Raw genomic sequence first — 16,260 nt, 5'->3', positions numbered from 1 at the left:
GCCATGGACGCGGGCCCTGAACGAGCGCGGCGCGGGCCGATCGAGGCGCCTCGCGGCAGGCGCTCCAGGGCACGGCAGTTGATCGTGGCGATGCCGGGCGATGCCGGGCGATGCCGGGCGATGCCGGGCGATGCCGGGCGCTGCCGGGCGCTGCCGGGCGCTGCCGGGCGACAGGGCTCCTCAGCCGGCAGCGTGATCGACCCCGAAGGCATCCCGGAAGCCGATCCTGCCCGCAGGCGTGACCTCCAGCGCGCGCGTTCCGGGGCGGCGGCGAACCCAGCTCCGCTCCAGTGCATGGGCGCAGATGGCAGCCCCCAGGACGCCGGCCAGATGGAGGCGGCGCTCGCTCCAGTCCAGGCAGGGGCGGCAGACGGGCCGGGCGCCGTGCGTCTCGGGCGCGAGGATGCCGAGGTCCTGCATCCGTGCCCGGCCGATCCCGGTCAGGACCGCCGCATCGCCTGCGATCTCGACCGCGCCACTGGTGCGCAAGGCATCGGCGATGCCGACACCAAGCGCGCCGGCGAGGTGATCGTAGCAGGTGCGTGCCTCGCGCAGGGCCGCGTCCTTCGGGCCGACGCGGCGCGGGGGCCGCTGCCGCGGGACACCTCCGGCGATCTGCATGACGCTTTCGATCATCCGCGCCACCTCGGGGCCGGCGAGCCGGTGATAGCGGTGACGGCCCTGCTTTTCGACGGCGATCAGCCCGACCGTGCTCAACCGGGCCAGATGGCTGCTGGCTGTCTGCGGCGTGACCGCAGCGACGCCGGCCAGTTCGGTCGCGGTCAGGGCGCGCCCGTCCATCAAGGCGGCCAGCATGGCGGCGCGCGCGGGCTCGCCCACGGCGGCGGCAACTTCGGCAATGCGGTTCGACGTGGCCATGCGGGCTCCTCCGGCTGGAAACACTCTGGCACAGAATCTGGGCGAATGCTTCGGCCCTCACCGAAGCATCAGGGGTGGATTTGCGGCGACAACCGGCGGGAAATCAACGAGGTATTTCCATGCACCAACCTGCACCCGCCGCCCGCCCGTTCTTTGGCTGGCATGTCGTCACGGCCACCTTCGTGCTGGCCACCTTCGGCTGGGGCGTCGGCTTCTATGGCCCGCCGGTGTTTCTCTATGCCGTCGTCGCGCAGACCGGCTGGCCGGTGGCCATGGTCTCGATGGCGGTGACGGCGCATTTCCTTCTGGGGGCCGTGGTGGTGTCCAATCTGCCGCGCCTCTACCGGCACTCCGGCGTGCCGGCCGTGACCACCGCGGGTGCCGGCCTTCTGGCGCTCGGCATCGCGGGCTGGGCCCTGGCGGCAGAGCCATGGCAGCTGTTCCTCTCCGCGCTGGCCAGTGGGGCGGGCTGGGTGACGATGGGGGCCGCCGCCGTGAATGCGCTGGTCGCACCGTGGTTCGACCGGCGGCGCCCCGCGGCCCTGGGCATGGCCTATAACGGCGCAAGTCTGGGGGGCGCCATCTTCTCGCCGCTCTGGATCGCGGTGATCGCGGGCGTCGGCTTCGTTCCCGCCAGCCTCGCCATCGGGGGGGTCATGGTCATCGTCGTCGTGCTCCTTTCGGTGCTGGTGTTCCGGCACACGCCCGAGAGCCTGGGGCAACACCCGGACGGCAGGGAGGGAGCGCGCTTCCCGGACCAGGCGCTCCGGAATGCATCGCCCCTCCGGCACTCAATCCTGCGCGACCGCAGATGCGTAACCCTCGCCGCTGGCATGACGCTCGGGCTCTTTGCCCAGATCGGGCTGCTGGCGCACCTGGTCTCGCTGCTGGTTCCGGTGCTGGGCGAGGGGGTGACGGGCATCGCCATGGGCGGCGCCACGCTGGCTGCGATCCTCGGGCGATCCATGGTGGGGTGGGTGATGCCGGCCTCCGCCGACCGCCGCTTGGTCGCCTCGGCCAGCTACGGCGTGCAGGTGGCCGGCTCGCTGCTGTTCATCCTGTCGGCGGGTGACGGTGGGGCGTGGCTCTTGCTCGGCATCGTACTGTTCGGACTGGGGATCGGCAACGCCACGTCCCTGCCGCCCCTGATCGCGCAGCAGGAGTTCACCCCGGCCGAGACTGCCCGTGTCGTGCCCATGATCGTCGCCATCGGTCAGGCGGGGTATGCCTTTGCGCCGGCGGCGTTCGGCCTGCTGCGCGGGCAGGAGGGAACGGGCGCGGCCGGATCGGAGATGCTGTTCGCCTGTGCTGCCGCGATCCAGCTGGCAGCGATCGGGTGTATCCTTGCGGGGCGGCGGGGAGGGCCCGGCAAGCGGGAGCGGGCGTAAGCCGGGCGGCGCTCCGGCGCCTGTCCGGCAAGGGCGCGCGTGCGGCCCTGCGGCATCGGACATCTCGGGACGCCTCGGGAACAGCCGCTCCGCGCCCTCGTTTCAGCGACAGCCTGCGTTCGGGGGCGTCCCGGATGCGGGCCTGTGTGCATCCCTGCGGACTGGTGAACCCGCGCCAGGGAGCGCGAGCCTACCCGAGGACCCGCTCCACGAAGTCCGAGAACGCCCGCGCCTTGGCGCTTGCAAGGCGCCCGGTGGGGAAGACCGCCCAGAGGTCTATGTTCGGAAGCTCCCAGTCTTCCAGCACGCGTGTCGCCTCGCCGCTCAGGAGTTCCGGCCAGAACATCCAGTCCGAGGTGACGGCCAGCCCCATGTCAGCCTTGACCGCTGCGCGAATGCCCTCGGCCGCGCTGAACTGAACCCGGCCGGCGACGGCGACGGACGCTTCGGTTCCATCCTTGCGGAAGGTCCAGTTTCTGCCGAGCTGGGAATAGACCACGGCCTGATGCGCGGCGATGTCAGCCGGCACCTGCGGCACGCCGTGCTTCCCGAGATAGGCAGGGGTCGCGACCACGGACCGCCGGCCGGTTGCGAGACGTCGCGCGACGGCGGAGGAGTCGGCGAGTTCGCCCATGCGCAGCGCCACGTCGATGCCCTCGGACACGAGATCGATCATCCGGTCGTCGAGGACCACGTCCACGTCCAGTTCCGGGTGGGCCTCCAGGAACTCCGGCAGGCGCGGAATGATCATCAGCCGCGCGAATGTGGTGGCCGCGCACACCCGAAGGCGTCCGGACAACCCTGCCCCCGCGCCCTTCGCTTCCGTCTCGGCCTCGTCCGCCTCATGGATCGCCGTCTTCGCCCGTTCGTAGAAGCGAACCCCGGCGTCGGTCGGCGACAGGCCGTGGGTCGACCGGATGAGCAGGCGGACCTGAAGCCGGTCTTCCAGTTGCGCGATCGTCTTCGAGACCGCCGGCTGCCCGACACCAACCTGTCGGGCCGCCTGCGAGAACGATCCTGTCTCCACCACCCGCACGAATGCGGTCATCGCCTGAAATCGGTCCATTGCCTATTCCCCCAGGGAATAAGCAATATGGCTTCAAGCCGCCTGCCGCAAGCGCGCCGGAATGGTCATACCTCTCTCCAACGAACACGATCCGATGGAGACGAACGATGATCGAAGTCCACGCCTTTGCCACTCCCAACAGCGTCAAGGTGCCGATCGCGCTGGAGGAACTCGGCCTTCCCTATGAGCTGAAGGCAGTGAACGTCCGCACCGGCGCACAGAAGGAACAGGCGTTCGTCACGCTCAACCCGAACGGCAAGGTGCCCGTGCTGGTGGATGGCGGCCTCGTGCTGACGGAAAGTGCCGCGATCCTTGTCCACCTTGCGGAGAAGACCGGGGCGCTCCTGCCGACCGGGGGCGCGGCGCGTGCCCGCGTCTTCGAACAGCTCTTCTTCCACGCCTCGGCCCTCAGCCCCGCCTTCGGCAACGCCGGCTTCTTCAAGCGCTTCTCGCCGGAGCCGCAGCCGATCGCCGAGGCCCGCTTCACCGCCGAGGCCGAGCGCATTCTCGGCCTCCTCGATGCGAAGCTCGCCGGTCAGGCCTTCATGGCCGGTGACGCCTTCACCATCGCCGACATCGCGCATTTCGGCTGGCTGTGGCGCCGGCAATTCCCCGGCCTCACGCTCGACGCGCGCCCGAACCTGTCCCGCTGGTTCGAGACCGTGATGGAACGCCCTGCCGTGCAGCGCGCCATCGCCCGCGTCGAGGCGCTGGTGGAAGCGCCGGCGTCGGCCTGACCCGTGCGCTTCCTGTCCCGCATCCTCTTCCGTTCCGGCCCTGAAACCCGACCACCACACAGGAGTATCCCCATGTCCCGCTTCGATACCTACAAGAACAGCTTCCCGAATGCCCGGCTGACGCGCTCGCCGAGCGGTGTCCTCGAAATCGCCTTCCACACCGACGGCGGCAAGCTCGTCTTCAACGGCCACACGCATGAGCAGTTCGTCGAGCTGTTCCATCAGGTCGGCTCGGACGCCGACAACCGCGTCGTCATCCTCACCGGCTCGGGCGATGCCTTCATGGATGCGATCAGCCCCGAGGGCTTCGATTTCTTCTCGCCGCTGGGCTACGACAAGATCTATCGCGAGGGCAAGAAGGTCCTCATGAACATCCTCGACATCGAAGTGCCGATGATCACCGCGCTGAACGGTCCGGTCCTCCTGCATTCCGAATATGCGCTGCTGACCGACATCATCCTCGCCACCCCGGAAACCGTGTTCCAGGACAAGCCGCATTTCGACTTCGGCATCGTGCCCGGCGACGGCGTCAACCTGCTCTGGCCGGAAGTGATCGGCAGCATTCGCGGCCGGTATTTCATCCTGACCCGCCAGGTGCTCGATGCGGCAACCGCCAGGGACTGGGGCGTCGTCAACGAGATCGTGCCCGCCGAAAAGCTGCTCTCCCGTGCGCGGGAGATCGCCGAAGGCCTGGCGGCGCTTCCGCCCCTCACCAGCCGCTACACCCGCATTGCCCTGACGCAGAAGCTGCGCCGTATCATCGATGAAGGTGTCGGCTACGGCCTGGCGCTGGAAGGCATCAGCGCCGCCGAAGTGGCCCGCACGATGGCAGCCGACGGCTGACCGCTCCCCTCCACCCGCCGGGCTTCGGCGCGACGCCCGGCACGTCTCCCCGTTCAGAAAAGATGAGCAAAGCCATGACACTCCAATCCAAGCTCGATGCCTTCAAGGCCGATTTCCAGGCCGGCAAGCCGCCGTTCAACGTGCCCCATTCCGTCATCGAGACCATGAACCGCGCCACCGCCGAGCTGATCGCCTCGGGTGCCGCCCAGAAGGCGCTGAAGGCGGGCGACACGCTGCCGGCCTTCAGCCTCGCCGATCCCGAGGGCAAGACGGTTTCCTCCGCCGATCTTCTGGCGCAGGGCCCGCTGGTGATCAGCTTCTACCGCGGCGTCTGGTGCCCCTATTGCAACATGGAACTGCAGGCGCTGCAGGAAGCGTTGCCGCAGTTCGAGGCGCTGGGCGCGCAGCTTGTCGCCATCTCGCCGCAGAACCCGGTCAACAGCCGCAAGTCGCTGCGCCAGAACAACCTGACCTTCCCGATCCTGTCGGACCCGCATAACGACGTGGCCGCGGCCTTCGGCCTGCGCTTCGAGATGCAGGATTACCTGGTCGAGCTCTACAAGTCGCTGAAGAACGACCTGCCGGCCTTCAACGGCGATCCGAGCTGGACGCTGCCGATGCCCGCCCGCTACGTCGTCGGCCAGGATGGCGTGATCCTCTATGCCGAGGTGAACCCAGACTACACGCGCCGTCCGGAACCGGAAGACATGCTTCCGGCCCTCCGCCTCGCGTCAGGCCGCGCCGCCTGATCCCTTCCCCCCATGACGGCCCTGCTTCCCCGGGGGCAGGGCCAGAGGAGCTGTCCGATGAAGAGAACATTCCTGATCACCGGCGCCAGCAAGGGCATCGGTCTCGCCCTCGCTCACCGACTTGCCGCCCGCGGCCACGGCGTCATCGGCATTGCCCGCAACCCGACCGGAACCTTCCCGGGCCCGCTCCATGCGCTCGATCTCTCGGATCGCGCCGCCAACGAGGATCTGGCCAGGATCGTCAGGGACAGCAATGTGGACGGCGTGATCAACAACGTCGGGCTGGTCCGGGCGGCGCCGCTCGGCGATATCGCCGTCGAGACCCTGGAAGAGGTGATGCGCGTCAACCTGCATCCCGCTCTGGTGGCCGTGCAGGCGGCATTGCCCGGCATGCGCAGCCGCGGCTGGGGGCGTGTCGTCAATGTGTCCAGCCTCACCGTTCTGGGCAGTGTCGAACGCACGAGCTACGCCGCCGCCAAGGCCGCCCTCGTGAGCTTCACGCGCAGCTGGGCGCTCGAACTCGCCCCGACCGGGATCACCGTCAACGCCGTCTCGCCCGGGCCGACCGAAACGGAGCTGTTCCGGGCCAACAACCCGGTTGGAAGCGACGGCGAAGCCCGCTACCTCTCCGGCGTTCCCATGAGACGGTTCGCTCGCCCCGATGAACTGGCGGCCGCGATCGAATATCTCCTCTCGGACGATGCCGCCTTCGTCACCGGGCAGACGCTGCACGTCGATGGGGGCGCCTCGATCGGCAGGTCCGCGTTCTAGCACCGGTGCTGCCGGTCCTGCGCCTGCGCCGGACCGGCTTCGGACCTTGCTCTGCCCCCCCGGGAACCGGATGGTTTGAAGAAGGGGCCGTCCGCTGAGGTTCCCTGGCTGGAGCAGCGGATTCGGATGAAGGCACCGAAGACTACGGCGGCGCGGAAGGCGTTCAGGCTGAAGCGCGGCGAGAGGAGCACCCCCGTGGCAGCGATCCGTCCCAAGGCCGGGAGTCCGCGGTCCGGCCCTGGGCGCGGAGCAGCAGGCCTGCCTCCGGTGGCGGTGCTGGTCCGGGTAGGGGGACCAGCACCGGGGCCGCCTGCAGGCCGGTTCGCCTAGGCTCCCGTGACGAAGGGCAGGCGCCTGCGGGCCTCTCCCGTCAGCCTGCGGAAGGCGTTCGAGATGGCGGGTGCCGTCATCGGCACGCCGATTTCGCCGCCTCCGCTCGGCGGCTCGCCTGACTCGACAAACCGCACCTCGATGTCCGGGATGTCCGAAATCCGGATCGGCTCGTAGTCATAGAAGTTGCTCTGGTCGATCTGCCCGTTGGTGAAGGTCGAACGTTCCCGCAGCACGCTCGAGAGGCCGAACATGATGCCGCCCTCGACCTGGGCGCGATATGCCTGCGGATGGATGACAATGCCGGGGTCTATCGCAGCCCAGAAGCGGTGAACGCGCAGCCTCTCGCCCTCGTGGGACACTTCCGCCACGCCTGCCGCCAGGGTTTTCTTGTAGCCCGCGAAGGCCAGCCCGTGGGCCCGCCCCTCGGGGGCGTTGCCGAAGCCCGACATCTCCACCGCCGCATCGAGAACGGCCAGCGCCCTTGGCGACCCGGCGAGCAGCCTGCGCCGGTAGCTGACGGGATCGACACCGGCGCGTTCGGCCAGTTCGTCCAGAAAGCACTCGCGGGCGAAGCAGTTGGGCGCCCAGCCGATGCCGCGCCAGGCGGAGAGGCGCGATTGCCGCGGCACCAGCACATGTTCGGCCTGGAAGGTGCCGAAGTCGTAGTCGCTGCTCTCGGCGCCTTCCATCACGAGGAGGTCGCGGCGGGTCTCCGGGTTCCAGCGGTCGGGCATGGCGAACTGGAAGATCGAGGGCGAGGCAACCCGGTGGCGCAGGGCGGTGGGGTAGCCCCCGGCATCGAGCACCGCGTCGAGACGCTGCACCGTCGCCGGGCGGAGCCATCCGTTCCTGACATCATCCTCGCGCGTCCAGATCACCTTTACCGGGTGTCCCGTCGCCTTCGACAGCAGCAGTGCGTCGCGCATCTGCTCGCGGGCGAACACCGTGCGTCGTCCGAAGGCGCCGCCCATCTGCATCGCGTGGAAGCGGATGCGCTCCGGCGTGGTGCCCAGAACGGCGGCCGCGACCATGATCGAGACGGTCTGGCTTTGCGTGCCGAGCCAGATCTCCGCCCCCATTCCGTCGGCATCGACCGAGGCGACGGCGTTCAGCGGTTCCATCTGCGCGTGGTAGACATGTTCCGTCGTGTAGGTGCCGGTCACCGCCTCGGCGGAGGTGAAATCCGCCGGACCGTCGCCGCGGCTTTCCCAGACCACGGCGTCGGCGGACATGTCGTCGGCGGACCGGGCCAGGGCGACCAGCTCGTCGGCGCTGTTGGCCTTGCGGAAGGGCGAGGTCTCGGTCCAGCGGACGTCCAGTGCATCGCGCCCCGCAAGGGCTGCCGGGAAATGCTGCGCCAGCACCGCCACGGCATGGTCCATCACGATGACATCCACCACGCCCTCGACCGCACGCGTGGCGGTGTCGGAGTTCAGGGTCGGCGTCTCGCCCTCGACCGGTGCCAGCAGCAGTGCCGCGTGGAGCATGCCGGGCAGATCCACGTCGATCGAATAGACCGGCGCCCCGGTCGTCTTGCCGGGACTGTCGAGCCGCGCGACATCGGTGCCCATGATGGTCCAGTCGGCGCGCGCCTTCAGCTCGGGCTCCGGCATCTCGCCGGTGGGCCAGGCCGGGTCCGGGAGGGCCGCGACCTCGCCGTAGGTCATCGACGCGCCGCTCGGGCCATGTGCGACCGTGCTCTGCCGGGTGGTGATCTCCTCGGCGGGGACATCCCAGTGTGCGGCGGCGATCCGGATCAGGATCTGGCGGGCCTGTGCCCCGGCCTGCCGCAGATGGGTGAAGTAGCCCTCGACCGACGAACTTCCCGCCGCAAAGAGGACGCCGCCCATCATGGGATTGCCGTAGACCCGCTCGGGATCCGTGCTGACCTGCTCCGAGGCGACCGTCGACCAGTCAGCATCCAGCTCCTCCGCGACGATCATGGGCAGCGAGGTGCTCACCCCCTGACCCATCTCGGCCGAGCCGAACAGGATCGTCATGCGGTTGTCGGCCGTGATCGTCACCCATGCGGTGACCCGGCCATCGGGCAGGTGCCGTGCCTCGGTTTCCGAGGGAAGCACGGCGGCGCCGCCGGTGGCCAGCAGGGCGAAGGACAGGGCGCCGGAGCCCTTCAGGAAGCCGCGGCGTGTGGGATGCGTGGTGTGAGGGATCATCGATCAGCTCTCCCGGGCGGCGCGCTCGATGGCGCGGATGATGCGGGGATAGGTGCCGCAGCGGCACAGGTTGGCCGACATCTCGTCGATGATCTCCTGTCGGCTGGGCCGGGGATTGCGCGCAAGCAGGGCGGCGGCCCGCATGATCTGGCCTGACTGGCAATATCCGCACTGGGGCACCTGTTCGGCGATCCAGGCCTGTTGCACGGCGTGATCGCCCGTCTCCGAGAGGCCCTCGATGGTGGTGATCTCGCTGCCCTCGGCGTCGCCGATGGTCATCTGGCAGGCGAAGGTCGCCTGCCCGTCGACATGGATGGTGCAGGCGCCGCACATCCCGGCACCGCAGCCGTAGCGCGTGCCCTTCAGTTTCAGCTCGTCCCGCAGCGCCCAGAGCAGCGGCGTGTCGGGGTCGGCTTTCAGGTCGATCGCCCGGCCGTTCAGGTTGAGAGTGACCATGGTGGCTCCTTGTCGTGCATGTTGCTGTCGTGACTTGCGAAAATCAGCCGCCGGCGCCGGCGTCCCGAAGGAAGGAGATGATCGCCGCGCGCTGTTCCGGGTCGGGAATGCGCACCGCCATCCTCGTGCCGGGGACGGTGTCGCGGGGGTTTTGCAGAAAGGCGTCCAGCGTCTCCGCATCCCAGACCAGACCGGCGCCCTGCATCGCCTGCGAGTAGCGCGCCCCGCCGAGCGTTCCGGCCCGTCGCCCGAGAACGCCGGCGAGGGAGGGGCCGCTGCCGCGCCCGCCGGTCTCAACGCTGTGGCAGGCCGCGCAGCGCTGGCGGAACAGGCGCTCGCCCTCCGCGCCCTGCGCGCCGGCCGGGGCGCAGGAAAGGGCTGTGAGCAGGGCAGTTGCGGCCCCGAACCAGAGGGGGTGACGGCAGCCGGGCGGGCGAAGCGGCGATCGGATCATTGGGCTGTCCTTTCCGGAAGCGGGGGGCGGAAATCCTCCGTGCCGAGGCACGCCGGGGGGGGAGCAGGCGGATCCGTGGCACGGCGCGCTCCGGCGGGGTGGGCATCGGCCCGGCCCCGACCGGGCTGCCGTTCCGATAGTGTGAGCGCGACAGGGGGGACGCACATGCCTGAAGCTTCAAAAAACCTGCCCAAAGCCGCGATATCGACACGCGCGCCTCCGTGGGTCCGCCAGGGCGGGCCCCGGTCGGGCACATGCCGGTCGCGTGACCGGGTGCGGTCCGCTCGCCGGCCCGTGCCGGCCCGGGGGCATGCGGCCAGGTCCGTCTGACGGTGCGATGCTGCAGCATTTCGATGGTCTCTCCATTCCTGCCGGTGTCCGGGTCTCTGCCGGTCTCGGACAAGAATGGGATCAGGCCATTGGAAAGATTAGACGGCTTCTGCTACGATGACTGTGAAGCAGCCCTAATTAAATGTCGCCATGCGCCAGACCGATCTCGAATCCTTCCTCGCCGTCGTGCGTCACGGCAGCTTCGTTGCTGCCGCGCGGGAACGGGGGCTGACCGGCTCCGCGCTCAGCCAGACCATTCGCGCACTGGAGGAAGACCTTCAGGTCCGGCTCTTCAACCGGACCACGCGGAGCGTGGTCCCGACGGAGGCCGGCGATCTGCTGGCGCGTCGTCTGATGCCGGCACTGGCCGACATCCGGGCCTCGCTCGACGAAGTCCGCTCGCTCGGCGGGCGCCCCTCGGGCCGGGTGCGGGTGAACGCGCCCGCGCCTGCGCTCGACTGGCTGATCGTGCCGCACCTGCCGGCGTTCCTGCACAGCTATCCGGACATCGCCGTGGAGATCTTCGAGGATGCGAGCAATGTCGATATCGTCGCCGAGGGCTACGATGTCGGCATCCGGCTCGGGCTGGAGATGGCGCAAGACATGATCGCGCTGCCGCTGGGGCCGGAGCAGGACTACGCCGTTGTCGGATCGCCGGCATATCTCGAGCGCGAGGGACGGCCCGACACACCACAGGACCTGACGCATTTCGAGTGCATCCGGCACCGCTTCCCGAGCGGCAGGATCTTCCCCTGGCGGTTCCGGGCAGGCGACGAGGACATCGCAATCGTGCCACGGGGCCGGCTGACCGTCAGCACTGCCCGGCACGCGGTGGAGGCGGCCGTGGGGGGAACCGGCCTGGCCCGCGTGGCGCTTCCCTACGCGCAGAACGCCCTTGGAGAGGGGCGTCTGGTGAGAGTTCTGGACAGGTTCACGCCCCGGCTTCCGGCCTGGCATCTCTACTATCCGAGCCGCCGGCACATGCCACCGGCGCTGCGCGCCTTCGTCGATTTCTTCGCGAAGGCAGCCCGATAGGCCCGGGCGGAGCCTGGCCCGGGGCAGGCATGCACGGATCGTCGCGGCACCGCCCGCTTGCGGCTGTCAGAGCCCCAGTTGGGTGCGATGCGGGCGCAGTGTCATGGCATCCTGCTTCGGAGGGCTGCCGAACAGGCGCGAATACTCGCGGCTGAACTGCGACGGGCTTTCGTATCCCACCTCGAAGGCGGCTCTGGTGACGTTCGCCGCCTCCATCACCATCAGGCGCCGGGCCTCGATCAGGCGGAGCTGCTTCTGATACTGGAGCGGCGTCATCGACGTCAGCGTCTTGAAGTGCTGATGGAAGGACGAGGGGCTCATGCAGGCGACGTCGGCCAGTTCCTCGATCCTGACCGACCTCCGGAAAACCCGGCGCAGGTGAAAGATCGCGTCGGCGATGCGCTGCGTATGGCTCTCTGACCGGACCATCTTGGCGATCTCTCCGCCGTTCGGTCCGACGAGCAGCCAATAGTAGAGTTCCTGCATGATGGCGGGGTAGAGCACCGGCACCGCCTCCGGCATCCCGAGCAGCCGGACCAGCCGGGCAATGCAATCCTGCTGGGCGTCGCTGAGCCGTTCGACGAAAAGCCCCGAGCCGTCCGGGGTGGCGGGCGGCGGCGCCGGCAGCTTGTCCAGAACGGCGCGGATCATGTTCATGTCGAACTCGATCGTCATGCCGAGGAAAGGCGCCTCGGAACTGGCCTGCGTCACGCCCCCGTAGCCCGGCAGCTCGACGCTGATCGCGAGAGCGGTGCCCGCGGGATAGTCCAGCACCGTTTCGGCCACCTCGATCCTCTTGGCCCCTTGCGCCACGATGCAGAGCGAGGGCCTGTACATCTTCCGAAACGGCAGCCGCGTCTTCGTGCTGCACATCAAGAAGAGGTTTTCGACAGGAGTTACCGAAAGCGCATCGGGCCCGCCATGCGCCGCGACGTAGCTGGAGAAGGCTTTTGCAAGGTCGGATGTCACGGTCGCGCTCCCGGTCAGTTTCCCTGAACCGAATATGGGCGGTCCCACCGGCGCTGACCAGACGCCCGGAGTTTCAGGCAGGTTTTCGCCCGGATCGGGCAAGGGATGCGGATTGTCCGGCCCCATCTTTCGGCGATCCGAGCAACCCCAGGGAAACATCCATGACTGCAGTGCCCCCTCTCTCCCCGACATCGTGCCAGCACAAGAGTGCGCCCTTTCAGACCGGGGAGAGCCGACATGGTTGACCCCAGGACAAGTCGGACCAGGGCGGCGGATGCGCAAGGCGACCCGGAGCTGACGGGGGCGACTGCCGAAGGCCACGGCGCGCGCGCGTCCGGCTGTCGTGCGCGCCCGCGCGGGCAAGCCGTCGACACATGCGCCGAGACCTCCGACACGCTCCGCTTTCTGCGCTCCTGGAGGGCGGCGCCGCTGCGGGTGGCCGCAATCGCCCCGTCCGGTGGGGCGCTGGCCGCTCTCATCACCTCGGAGATCGGGATGCACCATGCCCCCGTGCTCGAACTCGGGCCGGGAACCGGGGTGTTCACCAAGGCGCTGATCGCGCGGGGCCTCGATCCGGAGGCACTCACCCTGATCGAACTGGATGCCGGGTTCGCATCATTGCTCAGGGCGCGGTTTCCACAGGTGCAGGTTCTGGAGATGAGTGCGGAGCGCCTGCGGGTGCAGCAGCTCTTCGGTGGCCGCAAGGCAGGCGCCGCCGTCAGCGGCCTCGGTTTGCTGTCGATGCCGCCGCGCACGGTGATGGCCATCCTGACCGGAACCTTCCGTCACCTGCGCCCCGGAGCCGCGCTGTACCAGTTCACCTACGGGCCGCGCTGCCCGGTGCCCCGGCCGATGCTCGACCGTCTGGGCCTGGACGCAAAGCGCATCGGGGGAACGTTCCGGAACCTGCCTCCTGCCTCCGTGTACCGGATCAGCCGGGTCTCTGCGGCACCGCAGCATCTCCTGCCGGAACACGGGCGCTGAACGGATGACCGGATGGACGACGCAGAACGGCCCCGACGTGGCGGGCCGCACCAGGATCGTGACGGGGGCAGGCGGAACGGGCCACGGGACCGCACAGGCCCTTGCGGACGCGGGTCATCCCGGCCGGCAGACGCCCGAGACGCGGCGCAAACGTAATCTGCGCGTCCGCAACGGCGTGTGGCGCGCGGCCATGATGTGCGGGAGCATCCGTCCGGTGCCATGATCCCGCCCCTCGGGCGCATTCCCGGCATGGAAGAGAATACGCTCGGCACCGGTGTTGACCGGAACCGGATCGAACCGGCCCACCAGGCGCCCGGTCGGCAGGCAGTTCTCCTCCATCCGCGCGGCGACTTCGCCCGCCTCCCGGTCCGCACCGAAGATCGGGTGCAGGCCGGGAGGCGGGAGCATTCCGTCGCGAAGAACCGTGATCCCGAAGCTCCCGGGCAGGAAGCGGTGACCTCCCGGGGTGGCCACATCCGGCCGATCTGTAGCCCCGGTGTGCGCGGGGCGGAACATCAAGGAGGGCGCCGCACGCGTAGTGGTGCCCGCAAGCGCCCCGATCCGGATTCGGTACGGCGGTCAATGGGCATGGGCTGCTCCTCCGTCGTGGCACGGCGCGGTGACGGGCGGAACCCGATATCGGGCCGTGCGGCGCGGGCCGGTCAGTTCACGCGTTCCCATTCGATCTCGATGCGCGTGCCCTCGGGCCGGGTGAAGGTCTCGAACATCCGGTCGCCGCGGACCGTCAGGATCAGCTCATCGGTCGTCCGCGTGCTGCCCACCCAGTTCGGAAAGGTGGCCCCTTCGACCCGGTTGCCGCTGAACACCCCGTTTTCGTCGACCGTATAGGTGCCGAAGAAGCCGATGCTCTGCGCCATCGCGGCGCGGTTTTCCGCGTCGGTGCCGTCGCCCCGCGCATCGGAGGCAAAGCGCGGCATGTCGCCGTTCGTGAGCACTTCCACGAAATGCATGTCCGGGGTGAAAACCAGCATGCTGTTCGGGTTGGGGCCGTAGGGGAGGATGGCCTCGCCGCCCGGGTCGAGCGTGGCTTGCACCATGCGCCAGGTACCGACGACCTCGTTCGGGCGCGCGTCTTGCGCCAGGGCCGGCAGGGGGGCGAGGGTCAGGGCGAGAGCAATGGCCAGCTTTCTGATGTTCATGTGATGTCCGATCTTGGTCTGTCTGTCTGTCGGGAAGGCGGAGATGGCGGGACTTCTGCGCTCAGAGGTCCGTTCGATCCGCGGCGAAGGCCACGTCGCGCTGGGCTTCGAGCGCGGCGAGGCGGGCCCTGAGGGCTGCGGAGATCGACTCGTAGGCCGTGCTGCCCAAGGTGAGGCGCAGGGGCGGCGTTTCGCTGTCAGCGGCGTCGATCATCGCCGCGGCGGTCCGGGCCGCGTCTCCCCTCACGACGAAGCTGCCGTCGCCGATCGCGCGGCGCACGGCGCCGGCGGGTGTATCAGCATAGGCCCGGGTCGCCTCGGCCACCACGAGGTTTGCGCCGAAGTTCGTTCCCGTGGGGCCGGGTTGCGCGATGATGCAGGAGATCCCGAAGGGCGCCACCTCCTGCGCGAGGGCTTCCATGAAGCCCTCGATGCCCCATTTGGTGGCGTGGTAGAGGCTGAAGCTGGGGTAGGCGATCTGTCCGCCCTCGGACGAGACCTGAACGATGCGTCCGCCGCCCTGGCGGCGCAGGTGGGGCAGGGCGGCGCGGATGAGGTGGATCGACCCGGTCAGGTTGGTCGCGATCTGCCGGTCGATCTCTGCCGGCTCCAGTTCCTCTGCCGCGCCGAAGAGGCCATAACCCGCATTGCTGACGATGACGTCGATCCGACCGTGCCTGTCGAAGGCGAGGTCGACGGCCCGCCGGAGGTCCTCCGGCGCGGTGAGGTCGAGCGGGACGGCATCGAACCGGTCCGGGTAACGCTCCGAGAGGGCCTTCAGCGCGTCCGCGCTGCGGGAGGTGCCGATCACCCGGTCGCCCCGTGCGAGCAACCGGATCGCCATTTCCTTGCCGAGGCCGGAGGAGGCGCCGGTGATGAACCATGTTCTGGTCATGTGAGTTTCCTTCGGGTTTGTGGTCCTTGCGGATCTGGCCCCTGTTGCCCGATGCTATAAGAGCGCCAATGACGGATTGCCTGGTGAAGGATTTTCACGAATGACGCGACCCAGCCTGAACGATCTCGCCGCCTTTTCGGCCGTCGCGCGACACTCCAGCTTCCGCAAGGCGTCGGATGCGCTGGGCGTCTCGCGCTCCTCTCTCAGCCACGCCATCATCGGGCTGGAAGCGCGGCTGGGTGTCCGCCTGCTCAACCGCACGACCCGAAGCGTTTCGCCGACGCAGGCGGGCGCCGACCTGCTCGAAAGGCTCGACCCGGTTCTGCGGGATCTCGACGACGCGCTCGACTCGCTGTCGGAGGTGCGTGGCCGCCCGAGCGGGATATTGCGGATCAATGCGAACAAGAGCGGTGCCCGGATTCTGCTGCGCGAGGTCGTGCCGCGCTTTTTGGCGAACTGTCCCGATGTCGAACTGGACCTGGTCTCGGAGGGCCAGCTCGTCGACATCGTGAAGCAGGGCTTCGATGCGGGCGTGCGGCTTCTCGAAGCCATTCCACAGGACATGGTCGCCGTGCGGTTCGGCGGCGAGGCGCGCTTCATTGCCGTGGCCGCGCCGGGTTACCTGCGCGAAAACGGCAGGCCGCGCACACCGCAGGATCTGCAGGCGCATGTCTGCATCCGCCAGCGCCTGCCCAGCGGCAAGCGCTATCGGTGGGAGTTCGCGCGGCGCGGCACCGAGGTTGCCCTGGATGTCCCCGGCGCGCTGACCCTGGACGACAACGATCTGCTCGCCGAGGCCGCAGCGGCGGGTCACGGCATTGCCTATGTGCCGGAGCATTTCGCGCGGCCCTTCCTCGACAGCGGACAGCTGTGCACGATCCTGGAGGACTGGTGCCCGGCCATCGACGGGCTCGCGCTCTATTACCCCCGCAATCGGCACATGCCCTCGTCGCTGCGGGCCTTCATCGACACGCTGAGGGCGGTGGCCCCCGGAGCATAGCGAACCGTCGCTCCCCCCCGCGCCTCCGGCCTCCCGC

17 protein-coding genes are annotated in these 16,260 nt (G+C 68.9%); 8 read left to right on the top strand and 9 right to left on the bottom strand.

Features of this window, described 5'->3' with window-relative positions; genetic code table 11:
* Positions 1–180: 180 nt before the first annotated feature.
* Positions 181–879, bottom strand: coding sequence for an ArsR/SmtB family transcription factor (locus FDP22_RS16485; RefSeq protein ID WP_138575366.1), 699 nt, complete (start codon positions 877–879; stop codon positions 181–183).
* Positions 880–998: 119 nt separating this feature from the next.
* Between FDP22_RS16485 and FDP22_RS16480 the strand changes: the two genes are divergently transcribed.
* Positions 999–2,267 (top strand): MFS transporter, encoded by a 1,269-nt coding sequence (locus tag FDP22_RS16480; protein ID WP_138575364.1) that lies wholly within the window; start codon positions 999–1,001, stop codon positions 2,265–2,267.
* A 190-nt stretch (positions 2,268–2,457) separates the two neighbouring features.
* Here the strand turns inward: FDP22_RS16480 and FDP22_RS16475 are convergent, their stop codons facing one another.
* The gene (locus FDP22_RS16475) at positions 2,458–3,333 is read right to left on the bottom strand and encodes a LysR family transcriptional regulator (protein ID WP_138575362.1); all 876 of its coding nucleotides are present in this window, start codon (positions 3,331–3,333) and stop codon (positions 2,458–2,460) included.
* Positions 3,334–3,440: 107 nt separating this feature from the next.
* Between FDP22_RS16475 and FDP22_RS16470 the strand changes: the two genes are divergently transcribed.
* The 4 genes from FDP22_RS16470 (at position 3,441) to FDP22_RS16455 (ending at position 6,433) form a co-directional block, all read left to right on the top strand.
* On the top strand, positions 3,441–4,070 hold the full coding sequence (locus tag FDP22_RS16470) for a glutathione S-transferase family protein (RefSeq protein WP_138575360.1): 630 nt from the start codon (positions 3,441–3,443) through the stop codon (positions 4,068–4,070).
* A gap of 72 nt (positions 4,071–4,142) precedes the next feature.
* The gene (locus FDP22_RS16465; RefSeq protein ID WP_138575358.1) at positions 4,143–4,913 is read left to right on the top strand and encodes an enoyl-CoA hydratase/isomerase family protein; all 771 of its coding nucleotides are present in this window, start codon (positions 4,143–4,145) and stop codon (positions 4,911–4,913) included.
* Between the two features lie 74 nt (positions 4,914–4,987).
* Positions 4,988–5,662, top strand: coding sequence for a peroxiredoxin-like family protein (locus tag FDP22_RS16460; protein ID WP_138575356.1), 675 nt, complete (start codon positions 4,988–4,990; stop codon positions 5,660–5,662).
* 57 nt (positions 5,663–5,719) lie between these two features.
* A complete protein-coding gene (locus FDP22_RS16455) occupies positions 5,720–6,433 on the top strand; it encodes an SDR family oxidoreductase (RefSeq protein ID WP_138575354.1) in 714 nt (237 codons plus the stop codon).
* A gap of 326 nt (positions 6,434–6,759) precedes the next feature.
* Here FDP22_RS16455 and FDP22_RS16450 read toward each other — a convergent pair whose 3' ends face one another.
* The 3 genes from FDP22_RS16450 to FDP22_RS16440 are packed head-to-tail and all read right to left on the bottom strand — an operon-like array spanning position 6,760 to position 9,850.
* Positions 6,760–8,940, bottom strand: a complete 2,181-nt coding sequence (locus FDP22_RS16450; RefSeq protein ID WP_138575352.1) for a xanthine dehydrogenase family protein molybdopterin-binding subunit — start codon at positions 8,938–8,940, stop codon at positions 6,760–6,762.
* A 3-nt stretch (positions 8,941–8,943) separates the two neighbouring features.
* The gene (locus tag FDP22_RS16445) at positions 8,944–9,396 is read right to left on the bottom strand and encodes a (2Fe-2S)-binding protein (protein ID WP_138575350.1); all 453 of its coding nucleotides are present in this window, start codon (positions 9,394–9,396) and stop codon (positions 8,944–8,946) included.
* Positions 9,397–9,439: 43 nt separating this feature from the next.
* Positions 9,440–9,850 carry a c-type cytochrome gene (locus FDP22_RS16440; RefSeq protein WP_138575348.1) on the bottom strand — a complete coding sequence of 137 codons (411 nt, stop codon included), beginning with the start codon at positions 9,848–9,850 and terminating at the stop codon, positions 9,440–9,442.
* Between the two features lie 480 nt (positions 9,851–10,330).
* Here FDP22_RS16440 and FDP22_RS16435 point away from each other — a divergent pair, with 480 nt between their 5' ends.
* The gene (locus FDP22_RS16435; RefSeq protein ID WP_138575346.1) at positions 10,331–11,215 is read left to right on the top strand and encodes a LysR family transcriptional regulator; all 885 of its coding nucleotides are present in this window, start codon (positions 10,331–10,333) and stop codon (positions 11,213–11,215) included.
* A 66-nt stretch (positions 11,216–11,281) separates the two neighbouring features.
* Here the strand turns inward: FDP22_RS16435 and FDP22_RS16430 are convergent, their stop codons facing one another.
* Positions 11,282–12,184 (bottom strand): AraC family transcriptional regulator, encoded by a 903-nt coding sequence (locus FDP22_RS16430; protein WP_138575344.1) that lies wholly within the window; start codon positions 12,182–12,184, stop codon positions 11,282–11,284.
* Positions 12,185–12,421: 237 nt separating this feature from the next.
* Between FDP22_RS16430 and FDP22_RS16425 the strand changes: the two genes are divergently transcribed.
* On the top strand, positions 12,422–13,168 hold the full coding sequence (locus tag FDP22_RS16425; RefSeq protein ID WP_138575342.1) for a class I SAM-dependent methyltransferase: 747 nt from the start codon (positions 12,422–12,424) through the stop codon (positions 13,166–13,168).
* Positions 13,169–13,282: 114 nt separating this feature from the next.
* Here the strand turns inward: FDP22_RS16425 and FDP22_RS16420 are convergent, their stop codons facing one another.
* The 3 genes from FDP22_RS16420 to FDP22_RS16410 all read right to left on the bottom strand — a co-directional run bounded on the left by FDP22_RS16420 (position 13,283) and on the right by FDP22_RS16410 (position 15,223).
* Positions 13,283–13,684 carry an MBL fold metallo-hydrolase gene (locus FDP22_RS16420; RefSeq protein WP_170317735.1) on the bottom strand — a complete coding sequence of 134 codons (402 nt, stop codon included), beginning with the start codon at positions 13,682–13,684 and terminating at the stop codon, positions 13,283–13,285.
* Positions 13,685–13,830: 146 nt separating this feature from the next.
* Complete coding sequence (locus tag FDP22_RS16415; RefSeq protein WP_138575338.1) at positions 13,831–14,328, bottom strand: lipocalin-like domain-containing protein; 498 nt, start codon at positions 14,326–14,328, stop codon at positions 13,831–13,833.
* Positions 14,329–14,389: 61 nt separating this feature from the next.
* Positions 14,390–15,223 (bottom strand): SDR family oxidoreductase, encoded by an 834-nt coding sequence (locus tag FDP22_RS16410; RefSeq protein ID WP_138575336.1) that lies wholly within the window; start codon positions 15,221–15,223, stop codon positions 14,390–14,392.
* Positions 15,224–15,323: 100 nt separating this feature from the next.
* On the opposite strand from FDP22_RS16410, the gene FDP22_RS16405 reads away from it, so the two are divergent.
* A complete protein-coding gene (locus FDP22_RS16405) occupies positions 15,324–16,223 on the top strand; it encodes a LysR family transcriptional regulator (protein WP_138575334.1) in 900 nt (299 codons plus the stop codon).
* Positions 16,224–16,260: the final 37 nt, after the last annotated feature.

This window comes from Paroceanicella profunda (genome assembly GCF_005887635.2).
GTDB lineage: Bacteria > Pseudomonadota > Alphaproteobacteria > Rhodobacterales > Rhodobacteraceae > Paroceanicella > Paroceanicella profunda.
This window is presented reverse-complemented; position numbering and strand designations above follow the sequence as displayed.